At 62.4% G+C, this 15,208-nt stretch carries 15 protein-coding genes; 6 read left to right on the top strand and 9 right to left on the bottom strand.

Going from position 1 to position 15,208, the window contains the following annotated elements; genetic code table 11:
- Positions 1-153 precede the first annotated feature (153 nt).
- Both rpsI and rplM read right to left on the bottom strand, forming a co-directional pair.
- Positions 154-546, bottom strand: coding sequence for a 30S ribosomal protein S9 (gene rpsI, locus IGS58_RS26660; RefSeq protein WP_010393285.1), 393 nt, complete (start codon positions 544-546; stop codon positions 154-156).
- A 9-nt stretch (positions 547-555) separates the two neighbouring features.
- Entirely contained in the window at positions 556-984 is a 429-nt protein-coding gene (gene rplM / locus IGS58_RS26655; protein ID WP_010393282.1) for a 50S ribosomal protein L13, read from the bottom strand.
- Between the two features lie 225 nt (positions 985-1,209).
- Between rplM and IGS58_RS26650 the strand changes: the two genes are divergently transcribed.
- Positions 1,210-1,632, top strand: coding sequence for an OsmC family protein (locus IGS58_RS26650; RefSeq protein ID WP_070253826.1), 423 nt, complete (start codon positions 1,210-1,212; stop codon positions 1,630-1,632).
- A gap of 85 nt (positions 1,633-1,717) precedes the next feature.
- Here IGS58_RS26650 and coq7 read toward each other — a convergent pair whose 3' ends face one another.
- Both coq7 and IGS58_RS26640 read right to left on the bottom strand, forming a co-directional pair.
- Positions 1,718-2,362: a 2-polyprenyl-3-methyl-6-methoxy-1,4-benzoquinone monooxygenase gene (gene coq7 / locus IGS58_RS26645; protein ID WP_230523114.1), complete on the bottom strand. Its 645-nt coding sequence runs from the start codon at positions 2,360-2,362 to the stop codon at positions 1,718-1,720.
- Positions 2,363-2,449: 87 nt separating this feature from the next.
- Positions 2,450-2,881 carry a hypothetical protein gene (locus IGS58_RS26640; protein WP_230523113.1) on the bottom strand — a complete coding sequence of 144 codons (432 nt, stop codon included), beginning with the start codon at positions 2,879-2,881 and terminating at the stop codon, positions 2,450-2,452.
- 148 nt (positions 2,882-3,029) lie between these two features.
- Between IGS58_RS26640 and IGS58_RS26635 the strand changes: the two genes are divergently transcribed.
- The 4 genes from IGS58_RS26635 to IGS58_RS26620 all read left to right on the top strand — a co-directional run bounded on the left by IGS58_RS26635 (position 3,030) and on the right by IGS58_RS26620 (position 9,662).
- Positions 3,030-3,809 carry an ABC transporter ATP-binding protein gene (locus IGS58_RS26635; protein ID WP_070253857.1) on the top strand — a complete coding sequence of 260 codons (780 nt, stop codon included), beginning with the start codon at positions 3,030-3,032 and terminating at the stop codon, positions 3,807-3,809.
- A 3-nt stretch (positions 3,810-3,812) separates the two neighbouring features.
- Positions 3,813-5,009: an ABC transporter permease gene (locus IGS58_RS26630; protein ID WP_034784752.1), complete on the top strand. Its 1,197-nt coding sequence runs from the start codon at positions 3,813-3,815 to the stop codon at positions 5,007-5,009.
- A gap of 170 nt (positions 5,010-5,179) precedes the next feature.
- On the top strand, positions 5,180-6,073 hold the full coding sequence (locus tag IGS58_RS26625) for an ABC transporter ATP-binding protein (RefSeq protein ID WP_034784750.1): 894 nt from the start codon (positions 5,180-5,182) through the stop codon (positions 6,071-6,073).
- A gap of 10 nt (positions 6,074-6,083) precedes the next feature.
- Entirely contained in the window at positions 6,084-9,662 is a 3,579-nt protein-coding gene (locus IGS58_RS26620) for an ABC transporter permease/M1 family aminopeptidase (protein WP_230523111.1), read from the top strand.
- A 52-nt stretch (positions 9,663-9,714) separates the two neighbouring features.
- Here the strand turns inward: IGS58_RS26620 and IGS58_RS26615 are convergent, their stop codons facing one another.
- The 5 genes from IGS58_RS26615 to IGS58_RS26595 all read right to left on the bottom strand — a co-directional run bounded on the left by IGS58_RS26615 (position 9,715) and on the right by IGS58_RS26595 (position 14,375).
- Entirely contained in the window at positions 9,715-10,098 is a 384-nt protein-coding gene (locus tag IGS58_RS26615; protein WP_070253828.1) for a hypothetical protein, read from the bottom strand.
- Positions 10,099-10,266: 168 nt separating this feature from the next.
- The gene (locus IGS58_RS26610) at positions 10,267-11,730 is read right to left on the bottom strand and encodes a catalase (RefSeq protein WP_230523110.1); all 1,464 of its coding nucleotides are present in this window, start codon (positions 11,728-11,730) and stop codon (positions 10,267-10,269) included.
- 92 nt (positions 11,731-11,822) lie between these two features.
- Entirely contained in the window at positions 11,823-12,479 is a 657-nt protein-coding gene (locus tag IGS58_RS26605; RefSeq protein ID WP_230523109.1) for a DsbA family protein, read from the bottom strand.
- 20 nt (positions 12,480-12,499) lie between these two features.
- Positions 12,500-13,369 (bottom strand): MBL fold metallo-hydrolase, encoded by an 870-nt coding sequence (locus IGS58_RS26600; protein ID WP_230523108.1) that lies wholly within the window; start codon positions 13,367-13,369, stop codon positions 12,500-12,502.
- A gap of 88 nt (positions 13,370-13,457) precedes the next feature.
- Positions 13,458-14,375: a LysR family transcriptional regulator gene (locus tag IGS58_RS26595; protein ID WP_230523107.1), complete on the bottom strand. Its 918-nt coding sequence runs from the start codon at positions 14,373-14,375 to the stop codon at positions 13,458-13,460.
- Between the two features lie 99 nt (positions 14,376-14,474).
- Here IGS58_RS26595 and IGS58_RS26590 point away from each other — a divergent pair, with 99 nt between their 5' ends.
- Positions 14,475-15,164, top strand: a complete 690-nt coding sequence (locus IGS58_RS26590; protein ID WP_230523106.1) for a hypothetical protein — start codon at positions 14,475-14,477, stop codon at positions 15,162-15,164.
- The last annotated feature ends 44 nt before the right edge of the window (positions 15,165-15,208 follow it).

Genomic DNA, 15,208 nt, shown 5'->3' with positions numbered 1-15,208 from the left:
AAGATTGCATAAAGAAGAGGGGAAACGCTACCCCTGCGGGTTTTCGCGTATTTTACAGCGCAACGGCGCATCCCGCTGAAATGCAAAAAAGCCGCGGGACCGAAGTCCAGCGGCTTTTCGACCAGCACCCCGGAAGGTGCTGTAGCGTAGAAATTAACGCTTCGAGAATTGCTTTGCGCGACGTGCTTTGCGCAGACCAACTTTTTTACGCTCGACTTCACGTGCATCGCGGGTCACGAAGCCGGCTTTCGCCAGTTCCGGTTTCAACGCTGCATCGTAGTCGATCAGAGCGCGAGTGATGCCGTGACGAACTGCACCAGCCTGGCCCGACTCACCGCCGCCATGGACGTTGACTTTGATGTCGAAACGCTCGACATTGCCGGTCAGTTCCAGTGGTTGACGGATGACCATCAGACCCGTTTCGCGCGAAAAGTATTCGTTTGCTGGTTTGCCGTTAACAACGATCAAGCCTGTGCCAACTTTGATAAAAACCCGAGCCACTGCACTTTTGCGACGGCCGGTTCCATAATTGTAATTACCGATCATGTCAGTTCCTTAGAGAACAAGTGCTTTAGGTTGCTGAGCAGCGTGCGGATGGGAACCTTCCGCGTACACTTTCAGCTTCTTGATCATTGCGTAGCCGAGTGGGCCTTTAGGCAGCATGCCTTTGACCGCTTTCTCAAGCGCGCGACCTGGAAAACGCTGTTGCATTTTCTGGAAGTTGGTTTCGTAGATGCCGCCTGGATAGCCAGAGTGACGGTAGTAAATTTTCTCAGTAGCTTTGGTACCGGTCACACGCAGTTTGCCTGCGTTGATGACGACGATGAAGTCGCCGGTATCGACGTGAGGAGTAAATTCTGGTTTGTGTTTGCCGCGCAGTCGGAGTGCCACTTCGCTGGCAACACGTCCGAGGACTTTGTCCGTCGCGTCAACCACGAACCAATCGCGCTGGACTTCATGTCCTTTAGCGGAAAATGTTTTCATGTTGACTTCCTAATAGATTACACGCTCAAATGGTGGTTCCGCCGATGCTGCCGTGCGGACTCTGCCTTATTTACTTTTCCTGAGCGAACGGAAAGCCGACAAGTATAAGCGGCTTTGCCTTGCCGCGTCAAGCCGCAATCGAGGCCGGCTGCGGGCCGGCGGGCGGCACATGGACAGGCATTCCTCTATTACAATACAAAACGCTTACAATTTTCGGAGAGTACGATGGAATGCAAAGTCAGCTGGAATGGCCCGTCGGGCATGAGTTTTCGGGCAGAAACGGGTTCCGGCCACCTGGTGACCATGGATGGCGCGCCCGATGGCGGCGGCCACAACCTGGCGCCACGCCCCATGGAAATGGTCTTGCTGGGCACGGGCGGCTGCACCGCCTATGACGTGGTGCTGATCCTGAAACGCGGGCGCGAAGCCGTCAGCGGCTGCGAAGTGACCCTGAAGGCCGACCGCGCCGACACCGACCCGAAAGTATTTACCAAGATCCACTTCCACTTCACCGTGCGGGGCAAGTCCCTGAAACCGACGGCCGTGGAACGGGCCGTGGCCTTGTCGCATGACAAATATTGCTCGGCGTCGATCATGCTGGCGAAGACGGCGGAAATTACCCATTCCTTCGAGATTATCGAAGAGTAGGTCGGATTAGCGCGCCAGCGCGTAATCCGACAACACCGCCGACGCCAGCAATGTTGTCGGATTACGGCCTGCGGCCTAATCCGACCTACAAGTAATACGCCGTTTTTGTCATCACTTTCCCCATGATGCCCATCAACGCCTTCACGGGCGCCGGGGTATCGATGGCGCCCAGCCGCTGGGCGGCGGCGCCGTGCTCCACTTCGTCGATGGCCATCTGCTTGACGATGGCGCGCGACTTGGCGTCCTGCGGCGGCAATTCCTGCAAGTGACTGGCCAGGTGCGCTTCCACCTGGCGCTCCGTTTCCACCACAAAACCCAGGCTGCGGCCGTCGCCCATGCGCGCGGCGATGGTGCCCAGCGCAAACGAACCCGCATACCACAGGGGATTGAGCAGGCTCAGACGCGAGCCCAGCTCCGTCAGGCGCTGCGCCGTCCATGCCAGGTGGTCTTCCTCTTCGCGTCCCGCTTCGTCGAACTGGGCGCGGATGGCCGGGCTGTGCGCATAGCGCGCCTGCGAGTTGTACAGGGCTTGTGCGCACACTTCGCCCACATGGTTGACGCGCATCAAGCCGGCACTGTGGCGCTGCTCGGCCGGGCTCAGCTCCGCATCGGGCGCATGCGCGGCCGGCGTGGGGCGCGAGGCCGAGGCCACGCCCGCCATGACGCGCAGGGCCTTGTCGGCGCCAACAATCAAACGATCCAGGGGGTCAAAATAGCGGTTCGCGGTCATCGTGGCTATGCTCATGAGTAGTAAAGCATGAATTATAGGACGATAGCGGCCAGCCGTCCCCACGCTGCGCGCAGGGTGAACGGGGCTTTATTGACTTGTGCGCGCTTTTTCCTGCTCGATCCAGTCCACCACGGGGCCGACGGCGTCCAGGCCGGACAGGCTTTTCGCCACGCCCAGGTTCAGTGAAATCAGGAAAGAAATGCTGTCGACGGGGATGTCCGGGCAGTATTCGGCAAACGCGGTGCGAAAACGCTCCGATTGCAGCACGCGCAAGACTTTCTCGCCGCTCATGAATTGCAGCACGCTGGCGATGCTGTGCCCGCCACCTATCGAGTGGTAGATAAACCGGTTGTACTTCGCGTCGATCTGCTTGAAATCGAGGGTTTCCTCCGTCATCAGGCCGGCCAGGTAGTACAGCCCCAGGCTGACGCGGAAGAAACCGATGGCTTCGGCACTGGTCATGCCGGCGCGCGCCACGGCCAGTACCTTGTCCTGCATCGCCTGATCGATCGTTTGCATTGCGCTCTCCCGCGCCGTCCGCCGGCGCCCACCGGGCCAGCTTGCATGAAGATGCTGTTTTTTTCAATAGACCAAACGATATTTCCACCTTGCAAGTTACATTTTTTACATGCTACTCTCGTTCTTCACCGTCGAATGGATGAAGCACATGATTGAAGTCAAGCACCTGGCAAAACGTTTTCGCCTGCCGCCCCATAAGGGCAAGGGCGTGCACGTCAGCGATCCGCGCGAACATGAAGGCTGGTTTCACGCCGTACGCGACGTCAGTTTCAGCTGCGCCCCCGGCGAAGTGCTGGGCCTGCTGGGCCCGAATGGCGCCGGCAAGACCACCACCCTGCGCCTGCTGTCGACGGCCTTGCAAGCGGACGCGGGCAGCGCCCTCGTCAACGGCGTCGACGTGCTGCGCCAGCCGCTGGTGGCGCGCCAGAGCATCGGTTTCCTGTCCGGCTCGACGGGGCTGTACGGCCGCCTGACGGCGCGCGAGAACGTGGAATATTTCGGCCGCCTGCATGGCATGCCGGCCGACAAGCTGAAACGCCGCTGCGACGAACTGTTTGCACTTCTGCAGATGGAAGAATACGGCGGCAAGCGGGCCGATCAGTTGTCGACGGGCATGAAACAGAAGTGCGCGATCGCCCGCACCGTCGTGCACGAGCCGCAGGTGGTCATCCTCGACGAACCGACGACGGGCCTGGACGTGATGTCGGCCAAGATCCTGCTCGACTTCATCGCCAGCTACAAGGCGCTGCGCGTGCCGCTGATCTTTTCCACGCACCACCTGCACGAGGTAGAAAAGCTGTGCGACCGCGTCTGCATCATCAACCGCGGCACCACCGCCTTCAATGGCACCGTCAACGAACTGCGCCACCTGGGCGGCAGCGCGGACTTGTACGACGCCTTTGTCAGCGTCATCAACCAGGGAGCCTGAGCCATGTGGACCATTTATCTGAAAGAGTTGCTGGAACTCACGCGCGACCGCAAGACGCTGATCTTCACCATCCTGATCCCCATCTTTGCCATGCCGCTGATCTTTGGCGGCTTCGCCTATGTCTCGAACAATATGTTCAAGAATGCCAAGACGGCGGAAATGCGCTACACGCTGTTCGGCAAGGACCATTCGCCGGGCTTGAGCGCGCGTTTTACCCAGCAGCACAACCTGCGCGAAGTGCCGCTGGCCAGCGAGGGCGACATCCGCCGCGCCATCGGCGACGACACCATCAAGTTTGCCGTCGTCATTCCGCCCCGGTTCGAAGAGGCGCTGCAGCAACAGCAACAAGCCAAGGTGGTGCTGCACTACAACAGCGCCAGCACTGTCGACGTGACCCAGCAGCGGGTGCGCGAGATCGTCGAAACCTATAACGCCAGCCTGCGCGAAGGGACGCTGTCGGCCCTGAACCTGAGCCCGGCCCAACTGGCCTTTGCCCTCAATCCTATCGTGCTCGACAAGCAATCGACGGCCAACGAACGCGAGCAGATGGGCGCCATCGTCGGCGGCATGCTGCCCTATCTGCTGCTGATGGTGTGCCTGACGGCGGCCATGTACCCGGCCATCGACCTGGGCGCCGGCGAAAAGGAGCGTGGCACCCTGGAAACCCTGCTGCTGGCGCCCGTGCCGCGCAGCGCCATCGTGCTGGCCAAGTTCCTCGTGCTGTTTACGGTGGGCATGACCTCGGCCGTGCTGATGGTGGGCAGCATGGGCGCCCTGCTGGCCATCTTCGGCAGTTCGCTGGAAGGCAACATGGCCGTCATGGTGCGCAGCATCGGCTTGCCCGACCTGGCCATGGTGACCCTGATGCTGGTGCCGACAGCCGCCATCTTCGCCTCGCTGCTGCTGTCGATCTCGATCTACGCGAAAAGCTACAAGGAAGCGGCCGGCATGATCACGCCATTGATGCTGTTCGTCATCCTGCCCACGGTGGCGGCCATGCTGCCCGGCGTCGAGCTGAACTGGATGTGGGCCATGGTGCCGCTGACCAACGTGTCGCTGGCCATGAAGGAACTGGTCAAGGGCACCATGGATTACCGCATGTTCGGCGTGATCCTGGCCTCGACCACGGTGATCGCGGGCGCCCTGCTGATGCTGTGCCGCTGGTGGTTCAACCGGGAATCCGTATTGTTCCGCAACTAGACACGCCAGCCAGGGTGAAGCGGGGTGCCGTCCACCCCGCCCATCTGCACTCTGGCCACGCGAAAATGCCGTGTATCGCATGTAACTGCCCAGTACGTCTTAAATTCAATACAATGCCAGCATAGAGAAGCCCTGCACCATCGGGCTGCAACGCATGAGTTAGGAGTTGTATGGAATTGCAAATTCGCAAATTGTCGAAGACCTACGCGAATGGCGTGGCGGCGCTGGATAACGTGTCGCTGACGATACCGCCCGGGATGTTTGGCTTGCTGGGCCCGAATGGCGCCGGCAAGTCGACCCTGATGCGCACCCTGGCCACCTTGCAGGAATGCGATTCCGGCTCCATCTTCTTCGGCGACTACGACGTGCTCGACGACAAGGACGAAATCCGCCGCATGCTGGGCTACCTGCCGCAAGACTTCGGCCTGTACCCGAAAGTGACGGCCTACGAGCTGCTCGACCACTTCGCCACCTTGAAAGGCTTGTCGCAGCGGGCGCGCCGGCGCGAGGTCGTCGATGGCCTGTTGCAGCAAACCAATCTGTTCGACGTGCGCCACCAGCGCCTGGGCAGCTTTTCCGGCGGCATGCGCCAGCGCTTCGGCATCGCGCAAGCCCTGCTGGGCGACCCGAAACTGATCATCGTCGACGAACCGACGGCCGGCCTCGACCCGCAGGAGCGGGTGCGCTTCCATAATCTGCTGTCCGACATCGGCGAAGACAAGACGGTGATTCTGTCGACCCACATCGTGTCCGACGTGGCCGACCTGTGCGCCAACATGGCCATCATCAACAAGGGCCATTTGCTACTGTGCGGCAAGACCCAGGAACTGATCGACGAAGTCAGCTGCAAGATCTGGGCGCGCTTCGTCGAGAAGAAGGAGCTGGCCAGCTTCCAGCAGCGTCACGCCGTCATTTCCACGCGCTTGCTGTCGGGCCGCACCTTGATCCACGTCTACAGCGACGACGACCCGGGCGATGGCTTCGAGGAAGCCATCGGCGACCTGGAAGACCTGTATTTCGCCACCATTGCCGGGCGCCACCGCGTCGCCCCGCAGTGCGACTGAGGGGACGGCCATGCTTGCCATCGCCCGCTTTGAAGCGCGACAGCGGCTCAAGCTGCTGTCCACCTGGGTGTATTTCGCCATGTTTCTGGCGCTGGCCATGCTGTGGATGGCTGCCGCCGGCGGCGTCTTCAAGGAAGCGAGCATCAGTTTCGGCGGCAAGTTCCTGATCAACGCGCCCCGCTCGCTGGCGTTCACGTGCAGCCTGCTGGGCTGCTTCGGCGCCGTGGTGGTAGCTGCCATGATGGGCCGCTCGGTGCAGCAGGATTTCGAATACGGCATGCAGCATTTCTTCTTCAGCGCGCCGATCAGGAAATACCAGTATGTCTTCGGCCGCTTCCTCGGCGCCTACCTGGTGCTGGCCGTGGTGTTTTCCAGCATCGTCATCGGTGCCTGGCTGGGCGCCTGGCTGCCCGGCATCGATCCGGAACGGCTGGGGCCGCAACGGGCGCTGGCCTACCTGATGCCGTATATGTTTACGCTGCTGCCCAACCTGTTCATCTTCGGCGCCATCTTCTTCGTCATCGCGGCCCTGACGCGGCGCATGCTGCCTGTGTACATCAGCTCGGTGGTCATGCTGATCGGCTACCTGGTGGCCCCATCGCTGGCGCGCGACCTCGACTACAAGACCCTGGCCGCCCTGATCGATCCTTTCGGCACGACGGCGCTGATACGCCTGACGGAATACTGGCCAAACGCGGAGCGCAACACGCGCCTGGTGACCTTGGAAGGCGTGTACCTGCTGAACCGCGCCATCTGGTCCGGCCTCGCCCTGGTGGCATTGCTGCTCGGCTACTGGCGCTTCCAGTTCCACGCCACGACGGACGCGGGCGCCGGCAAGCGCCGCAGCGAGGGCGACGTCCCGCTGCGCCTGTCGAGCGCCTCGCTGTCCACGCAGGAAACACCGGACTTCGCGCAGCGCAGCCTGGCCGCCCTGCTCGTCAAGATGAGCTGGCTGAACCTGCGCGAAACCATCAAGAACATCTATTTTGTCGTCATCGTGCTGGCCGGCGTGCTGACCATGTATGCGGGCGCGCTGGACATGGGCTCCATCTACGGCACAAATACCTATCCGGTGACGGAAAAGGTGCTGGACATGGTCAACGCTTCGTTCGCCCTGTTCATGCTGATCATTACCACCTTCTACGCGGGCGAGCTGGTATGGCGCGAACGGGAAGCGGGCACGTATCAGATGCTCGACGCCCTGCCCGTGCCGAACTGGCTGCCCCTGCTGTCGAAACTGTTTGCGCTGGTCGGCCTGCAAGCACTGCTGAGCCTGGTCATCATGCTGTGCGGCATGTCGATTCAGATCTTCAAGGGCTATTACCGCCTCGACCCCGGCCTGTACCTGGAATCGCTGTTCCTGTCGCACTTGCCGTCCTACGCGCTGATCGCCGTGCTGGCCATCTTTTTGCAGGTATTGATCAACCACAAGTACCTGGCGTATTTCGCCATGATTCTGTACCACATCGCCAGCATCAGCTTTTCCTCGCTGGGCCTGGGCGACCCGCTGCTGCTGTATGGCAACACACCAGACTTCGTGTATTCGGCCATGAACGGCGCCGGCCACTATCTGTTACGCGAGCGCTGGTACTTGCTGTATTGGAGCGGTGCGGCCGTCATGCTGACGGTGCTGTCCCTGCTGTTCTGGCCCCGCGGCGCGCAGGATAGCTGGCGCATCCGTCTGCGCCTGGCGCGCCATGGCCTGACGCACGGCGTACTGGCCAGCTTTGCCGGCGGCGCCCTGCTCTTCCTCGGCACCGGCACGGTGCTGTTCTACGTCTTCCACGTGGCCAACGATTACAAGTCCGAATTCGCCCGCGATGCGGACCGCGCCAGTGTCGAGCGCCAGTACCGCAAGTTTGCCGCCACGCCGCAGCCGAGAATCACCGACGTGAAACTCGACGTGGCCATCTATCCGGCGCAGCGCACCCTCGCCGTCACGGGCCGCTATGTGCTGCAAAACAAGACCAGCCTGCCGATCAGCCACATTTTTGTGCAGCAAGACCCGACCGCCACCATGCGCCTGCGTTTTGACGCGCGTGTGCATCCCGGCCTCGATGACGGCAAGCTGGGCTTCTACAGCTACCGCCTGGCCGCGCCACTGGCGCCGGGCGCTACCCTGGGCCTCGATTTCGACGTCCGCTATGCGCCGCGCGGCATCTTCGGCCTGGGCCAGGACACGCCCGTGGTCGCCAACGGCACCTTCTTCACGAATGCCGTGCTGCCGCACATCGGCTACCAACCGCAGCAGGAATTGACGGACCCGCGCGACCGCAAGAAACACGGCTTGCCGGCGCGCGAACGGGCCTTGCCGCGCGACGATGCGAAGGGATTGGCCGACAATTACGTCAGCAACGACGCCGACCGCATCAACTTCGACGCCACCGTCAGCACCGTCGATGGCCAGACGGCCATCGCGCCTGGCATGCTGGACAACGACTGGATCGCCAAGGGCCGCCATTACTTCCACTACACGATGGAGCAGCCGATCCTGAATTTCTACGCGTTCCAGTCGGCCCGCTACGCCGTCAGGCACGAACGCTGGCAAGACGTGGCCATCGACGTGTATTACCACCCGGGCCATGAATACAATCTGGACCGCTTCGTGCGCGGCAGCAAGGAAGCGCTCGAGTACTACACGAAAAACTTCGGCCCTTATCAGCACAAGATCCTGCGCATCGTCGAGTTCCCCCGCTACGCCACGTTTGCGCAATCGTTCCCGAACACGATACCGTACTCGGAAGGGCTGGGCTTCATCGCCAAGGTGGATGACAAGAACCCGAAAGACATCGATTATCCGTTCTACGTCACGGCGCATGAAGTGGCGCATCAGTGGTGGGCGCATCAATTGGTGGGCGGCAATACGCGGGGCGCTACCGTGCTCAGCGAAACCCTGGCCGAGTATTCGGCCCTGATGGTGATGAAGAAAACCGTGGGGCCGGCCAAGATGCGCCGCTTCCTGCGCTATGACCTGAATCAATACCTGATGGGGCGCAGCGAAGAGCGCAAGAAGGAATTGCCGCTGGCCGAGAATGAAAACCAGGCGTATATCCACTACAACAAGGGCAGCCTGGCCATGTACTTGCTGCAAGACATCATCGGCGAAGACAAGGTCAACGGTGTGCTGCGCGACTTGCTCAAGACCTATGGCCAGAAAGGCCCGCCGTATGCGAGCGTGACAGCCCTGATTGCCGGCTTGCGCCAGGTCGCGCCGCCCGAGCAGGCTTACCTGATCGACGACCTGTTCGAGAAAATCGTGCTGTTCGACAACCGCGCCCTGTCGGCCACGGCCACGAAACGCAGCGACGGCAAGTACGCCGTCACCATCAAGGTGCAGGCGAGCAAATTGACGGCCGGCGAACAGGGCGAGGAACACGACGCGCCCCTGCACGACTGGATCGAGATCGGCGTCGACGACGCGAATGGCCATCCGCTGCTGCGCGAGCGCCTGCGCATGACGAAGCGCGAAGCGAGCTATACCGTCATCGTCGGCAGCCGCCCCGACAAGGCGGGCATCGATCCCGACAACAAGCTGATCGACCGCAAGCCGGACGACAATATGGTCACCGTCGACATCGCCGAAGCATGACAAAAAATGGCCACCCTGAACAGGTGGCCATTTTTTAAGTGTCAGGCGCTCATCAGGCTGCGGCGGAACGCGTCACCAGACTCAGGCTGATGCCCATTTCCGTCAGGTGCTGCATGTCGGCCAGCGAGAGGTCGAGCGGCGCATCGAGCGTATCGTCGCCATTCAACTCCAGTTGCAGTTCGGCCACGATGCGCGGCATGCTGAAGCTGACGCCGCGCGAGCGGCATTCGGCCAGGTAGCTGCGTATGCGCGAGGGCAACACTTGTGATTTGGATGCCTGCGCGATCAGCACCTCGAAGCCGGAATCGAGATGCACGCGGCCCGCGCCCTTCGCCTCGCCCTTGCGCCATTGCCGTTCCGGATCGGTGGGCAAGACTTCAAGGATGGATTTGAGCGTGGGGTCGTCCCCATGCACCGACAGCTTCGCCATATTCATATTGCAAGACTTTCTAGTCAGGACGCCGCCGGGAAGGCTGCGCGATCATCAGACCGACAAGTCTACGCATGGGCGGCAAATATGTCCATACGGCAATATTTGGTATTCATCTCTAATTTGTGCTGGATCAACAACAGGCGGAACCAGCTTGTTCCGCCTGCCACACGCTTACAGGGTCACGCCACGCGCCTGCAGGGCGGCCCGCACGCCGGCGCCGTAGGCGGCATCGGCCTGGTCGAAGTGGCCCAGCTGACGCTGCAATGTTTCCGCGCGCACCTGGCTCAAGGGACCGGCCAGGTTATCGAACAGGTTCTGTTTGGCCTGTGCCGACATCAAACGGAACAGATTGCCGGCCTGCGTAAAGTCGTCTTCCACGCCGCGGCCATCGTAGCGCGCCGCGCCGCCATCGAGCGCCAGCGCCCCCTCGCCGTGGCCCAGGCCTTGCGGTTGCGTGCCCGCTGCCGTCACGTTCGCATAGTTGCGCGCCGCGCCGCCATTGTGGATCGCCATGCCGCCGTCGCGCTGCTGGTTATGGAAGGGGCAGCGGGCCGCATTCACGGGCAGATGCTGGTGGTTGGTGCCGACCCGGTACAGCTGGGCGTCGTGGTAGGCGAACAGCCGGCCTTGCAGCATCTTGTCCGGCGAGTATCCCATGCCCGGCACGGCGTTGGCCGGCGAAAAGGCCGCCTGCTCGACTTCCGCGTGGTAATTGTCCGGGTTGCGGTTCAGCTCGAAGATGCCTACCGGCAGCAGCGGGAAGTCCGCATGCGGCCACACTTTCGTCAGGTCGAACGGGTTCCAGCCCGTGCGCTGCTCCCATGCATCGAGCTGCTCCTGCGTCGCCACCTGCAGCTTGACTTCCCACTGGGGGAAATCACCGCGTTCGATGGCACCGAACAGGTCGCGCTGGGCGTAATCGGGGTCGGCGCCGGCCAGGCGGCCCGCTTCCGCGGCAGGCAGATTCCTGATGCCCTGGCGCGTCTTGAAGTGCCATTTCACATACACGCGCTGGCCGTCGGCATTGATCAGGCTATACGTGTGGCTGCCGAAGCCATCCATGTGGCGGTAGCCGTCCGGCGTGCCGCGGTCCGAGAACAGCATGGTGACCTGGTGCAGGCTTTCCGGCGCATGGCTCCAGAAATCGAACATCATCTCGGCCGATTTCAGGTTGCTTTGCGGATCGCGCTTTTGCGTATGGACGAAGTCGGGGAACTTGATCGGGTCCTTGATGAAGAACATGGGCGTGTTGTTGCCGACCAGGTCCCAGTTACCCTCTTCCGTATAGAAGCGCACGGCGAAGCCGCGCGGGTCGCGTTCCGTGTCTGCACTGCCGCGTTCGCCGCCGACGGTGGAAAAGCGCGCAAAGGTCGCCGTCTGCTTGCCCACTTCACTGAACAGCTTGGCCTTGGTGTAGCGTGAAATGTCGTGCGTGACGGTAAAAGTGCCGTAGGCGCCCGAACCTTTTGCGTGGACGACGCGCTCGGGGATGCGCTCGCGGTTGAAATGCTGGAGTTTTTCGATCAGGTGGAAGTCTTGCAGCAGCAGCGGGCCACGGGGACCGGCGCTGATGGAATTCTGGTTGTCGGCGACGGGGATGCCCGAGGCGGTACTGAATGGCGGCTGTTGGCTCATGCTGCTTTTCCTTCGTTGTTGACTAATGGAACCAGTGTAACCAGGTCAACAACAAAGGAAAAGTTAATTGATTTTATCGAATCGATAGCTATTTACAATGCGCACCCTTGCGCATGGCACACGCCACCCAGTTGCGCCTGCAACTTCGCGGGCTGGCCCAAAAAGCCGCCGATATCGATCACGGACAGCGTGCCGCTGCCATCGTCGAGCACGAACGTGGGAAAGCCCTGCCCGCCCACCTGCGCCAGCAAGGCGCGGCTGGCATCGATATGCCGTTGCGTGGCAGCGCCCGCCTGTCGCGCATACGCGGCCTGGAATGCCGTCCCATCCATGCCCAGCTCTTGCGCCAAGGTCACCAGCACGGGCACGTCGGCGATGCGCAAGCCGTCCACGTAGTGAGCGCGTTGCACGCGCTGCAGCATGTCCAGGCCCTTGCCGGCCAGCGATTCGGCCGCCAGGATGGCCGTGATCGGCGGTTCCGAATCCATCATGGCCGTCGTGTCGTTCAGCAAGCCATCGATATAGGCGTCGCCGAACGGCTGGCCCGACAATTGCTCGATGCGCCGGTCATGCGGCAGCACATAGCCGCGCCAGGCGGGCGTGATCTTGCGGCGATTACTGCCCGTCATCATGCCGCCGCCGTGAAACACCACCGTCAGTCCGGGCACGGCGCGCGCCGCCTCGACCAGCGGCGCGGCGCCGTAGCACCAGCCGCACAGGGGGTCGAAAATGTAGTGCAGTGTGGGCATGCTTGACTCCTTGTTGCCGCTTACCATTTCATTTCGCCCTTGGCCACCTTGGCGCTCGTTTCCAGGGCGCCATCAAGGCCCAGCTTCGGATAGCGCATTTTCATCGCTTCGATCAGGGCGGCCGAATTGGCGGCCTTGGCCGTTTCCGCTTCAAACGTCACCAGATAGTCGCGCGTAAAACTGATGCTGTCCGGCGTCAGGGGCGAACCCACCTTGAAGTGACCGGGCACGACGGTGACGGGTTTCAGGGCGGCGATGCCATCGAGCGTCTTGAGCCAGTCCTGGCGCGATTGCAGGCTTTGCGTATCGGCCGTCCATACGTGCAGGTTGCCAAACAGTACCACGCCACCGACGACGGCCTTGATCGATGGAATCCACACATAGGTGCGCGCTGGCGTCGGGCCGGCGATATCCAGCGACTGGCCTTCCAGGCTGATGCGCTTGCCTTGCAACGCTTCGGGAATGACGATGCTTTTCGGCGCATTGTCTTTCAGGATAGGACCCCAGTAGCCGACCTTGGCGTCGGCCTTGCGGCGGATTTCCGCGACGGTTTCCGGCGTGGCAACGATTTTCGCCTGCGGGAAAGCAGCCTTGATCACGTCGAGGCCAAAGTAAAAATCGGGATCGCTGTGGCTGATGTACACGGTCGTCAGTTTCTTGCCGCTGGCGTGTATCTTTTCCACCAGCTTTTGCGCTTCGGCGCGCGAGAATTGCGCATCGATCAGCACGGCGTCATGCTTGCCCGCAACCAGCACGGAAGCGACAGGGAAGATCGCCGCTTCGCCCGGGTTGAAGACTTCCAGGGTCAAGGGAGCGCTGGCGGCGGCCGAAGCGGCGCCGGCGGCAAACAGGGTGGAAACAAGAACGCTGCTGATGGATTCGGAGAACATGCTGTGCCTTCACAAAATGATTGGGATGCATGCATCTTACGTTGCTCAATCCGGTAGAAAAACCCGTTAAAGCGCAATAGTTTGTTGCTTATTTCGGATGAATAGACAGCTGCCGCGCCAATGCATGCAGCCATTGCCCCGCCAGCGCGCCATCCCACACGAGCAGCACCTGTTCGCTGCAATCAACGCTGCCGGCCAGCTCGACCTGCAGCAAATCGTGCGCGCGCACGGCGAAGTCGGGCAGGTAGGCCAGCGCCCGGCCGGACTGCACATAGCCCAGCAACAGCTGCACGTCGTCGCTCCAGTAGCGGATGGTGCGCCCTGCCACCCCGCGCCAGCCATCGGCATGGCGGCCCCGCTCCTCGCCGCACAGCAGGGAGTGGGCAGGGCTGGCAAACGCGTGCGGCAAGACGTCCTGCATGGCGCAGCGCACGGATGCGCAGGCTGCCGGCACGCCGCGCGCCAGCACATGGCCGCGCCCGGCTGCCAGCAGCATGCGCATGCTGCCCAGCGCCGTGCTGTGCCAGGTGGCAGGCCAGTCGGCGCCGCGCTGGGCGATGGCGTCCTGCGTCACCAGTGCCGCATGGCAATCGCCGCGCGCCAGGGCCGCCAGCGCCGCATCCTCGAAAGCCGGTTGCAGACGCAAGCTGGCCTGCGGATAGGCGTCCAGTGCCGCCGCCAGGGTCTCCGCGTGGCGCCACAGCAGCAAGGCAGGGCCGGCGATGCGGCCATCGATGGCGCCCCGTTCGCCCATCACGTCCAGGCGCGCCTGTTCGGCCAGCGCCAGCAAGCTGCGCGCACGCTCGAGCAGCAAACGGCCGCTGTCGTTGAGCAGCAATTGCTTGCCGCTCCGGTCAAACAGGGGCGCGCCCATGTCCCCCTCCAGGCGGCGCAAGGCTTTCGACACGGCCGATGGCGTCAGGTGCAATTCCAGCGCCGCTGCGCCCAGGGTCGGCTGGCGCGCGGCGCTGCAAAACACGCGCAGGTCGGCAAGGCTCATGTGCATGATGATTTCCAAATGGGACACGAAAGGTGAAAAATGGTTGCTGTACCGTGCATGATACCGCCCCTATCATCCTGGTATTAAAACTCATCAATTCCTCCCATGCTACGTTTCTTCCTTCCCGCCCTGCTCCTGATGTTGTCCAGCCTCTCCCACGCCGCGCCCCCGACCTGGGGCCTGCATGGCATGGTGCTGTTTGGCGGCAAGCAAGGGCTGTATGCCTCGCACCTGCCGATGTTCCATGCGCCCCACGATTACCAGGCGGTGCTGCAAGTGCGGCTGGCCGACCCCGCCCTCGATGCGCGGCTGCGCCAGCAGCTCGATGGCCGTACGGCGCTGTGGACCCTCGAACCGGAACATTTCGAGCTGGCGCGCTTGCTGCCCGCCGCGCCGCTGCCGCTGCGCCAGTTCCGCGCGACGGTGGTGCGCGGGCACTTCGAGAAGGCTGGAAAAGCCGAACCCGGCTACGGCGCCGCCGCCATCATCGTCGAGCGCGTCCTGCTGATGCGCCAGCTGTCGCCGGCACCCGCCGCGCACGCCAGCGCGCGCTATCTGCAGGTGGGCGACGGCACGCAGCGCTTCCTCGTCAAGCGCATCGACAGCCGCCCCGATTTCGAACATATCGTCGCCTGGACCAGCCCTGCGCAGGCGCCGCATGGCGACATCGTGGCGGCCAAGCGGGGCGTGCAGGAAACTCCGTCCGCCACCTTGCAAGCGGCCTTGCGCGCGCAGCTGGGAACAACGGCCCGCTTGCGCGGCACGGTGTACTTTTCCACCGAGGACGTGCGCTAAAACAACACGCCAGGCGGACGCGCACCGGCGTGGCCAAATGTGTC

Origin of the sequence: Janthinobacterium sp. EB271-G4-7A, from assembly GCF_020858075.1 — a bacterium.
Taxonomy (GTDB): domain Bacteria; phylum Pseudomonadota; class Gammaproteobacteria; order Burkholderiales; family Burkholderiaceae_D; genus Janthinobacterium; species Janthinobacterium lividum.
The sequence above is the reverse complement of the archived record's forward strand: the minus strand, read 5'-3'. Positions and strand labels throughout refer to the sequence as shown.

Coding starts and splice junctions, on each gene's coding strand:
- rpsI (WP_010393285.1), bottom strand. CDS start 546: ATGATCGGTAATTACAATTATGGAACCGGCCGTCGCAAAAGTGCAGTG.
- rplM (WP_010393282.1), bottom strand. CDS start 984: ATGAAAACATTTTCCGCTAAAGGACATGAAGTCCAGCGCGATTGGTTC.
- IGS58_RS26650 (WP_070253826.1), top strand. CDS start 1,210: ATGGAATGCAAAGTCAGCTGGAATGGCCCGTCGGGCATGAGTTTTCGG.
- coq7 (WP_230523114.1), bottom strand. CDS start 2,362: ATGACCGCGAACCGCTATTTTGACCCCCTGGATCGTTTGATTGTTGGC.
- IGS58_RS26640 (WP_230523113.1), bottom strand. CDS start 2,881: ATGCAAACGATCGATCAGGCGATGCAGGACAAGGTACTGGCCGTGGCG.
- IGS58_RS26635 (WP_070253857.1), top strand. CDS start 3,030: ATGATTGAAGTCAAGCACCTGGCAAAACGTTTTCGCCTGCCGCCCCAT.
- IGS58_RS26630 (WP_034784752.1), top strand. CDS start 3,813: ATGTGGACCATTTATCTGAAAGAGTTGCTGGAACTCACGCGCGACCGC.
- IGS58_RS26625 (WP_034784750.1), top strand. CDS start 5,180: ATGGAATTGCAAATTCGCAAATTGTCGAAGACCTACGCGAATGGCGTG.
- IGS58_RS26620 (WP_230523111.1), top strand. CDS start 6,084: ATGCTTGCCATCGCCCGCTTTGAAGCGCGACAGCGGCTCAAGCTGCTG.
- IGS58_RS26615 (WP_070253828.1), bottom strand. CDS start 10,098: ATGAATATGGCGAAGCTGTCGGTGCATGGGGACGACCCCACGCTCAAA.
- IGS58_RS26610 (WP_230523110.1), bottom strand. CDS start 11,730: ATGAGCCAACAGCCGCCATTCAGTACCGCCTCGGGCATCCCCGTCGCC.
- IGS58_RS26605 (WP_230523109.1), bottom strand. CDS start 12,479: ATGCCCACACTGCACTACATTTTCGACCCCCTGTGCGGCTGGTGCTAC.
- IGS58_RS26600 (WP_230523108.1), bottom strand. CDS start 13,369: ATGTTCTCCGAATCCATCAGCAGCGTTCTTGTTTCCACCCTGTTTGCC.
- IGS58_RS26595 (WP_230523107.1), bottom strand. CDS start 14,375: ATGCACATGAGCCTTGCCGACCTGCGCGTGTTTTGCAGCGCCGCGCGC.
- IGS58_RS26590 (WP_230523106.1), top strand. CDS start 14,475: ATGCTACGTTTCTTCCTTCCCGCCCTGCTCCTGATGTTGTCCAGCCTC.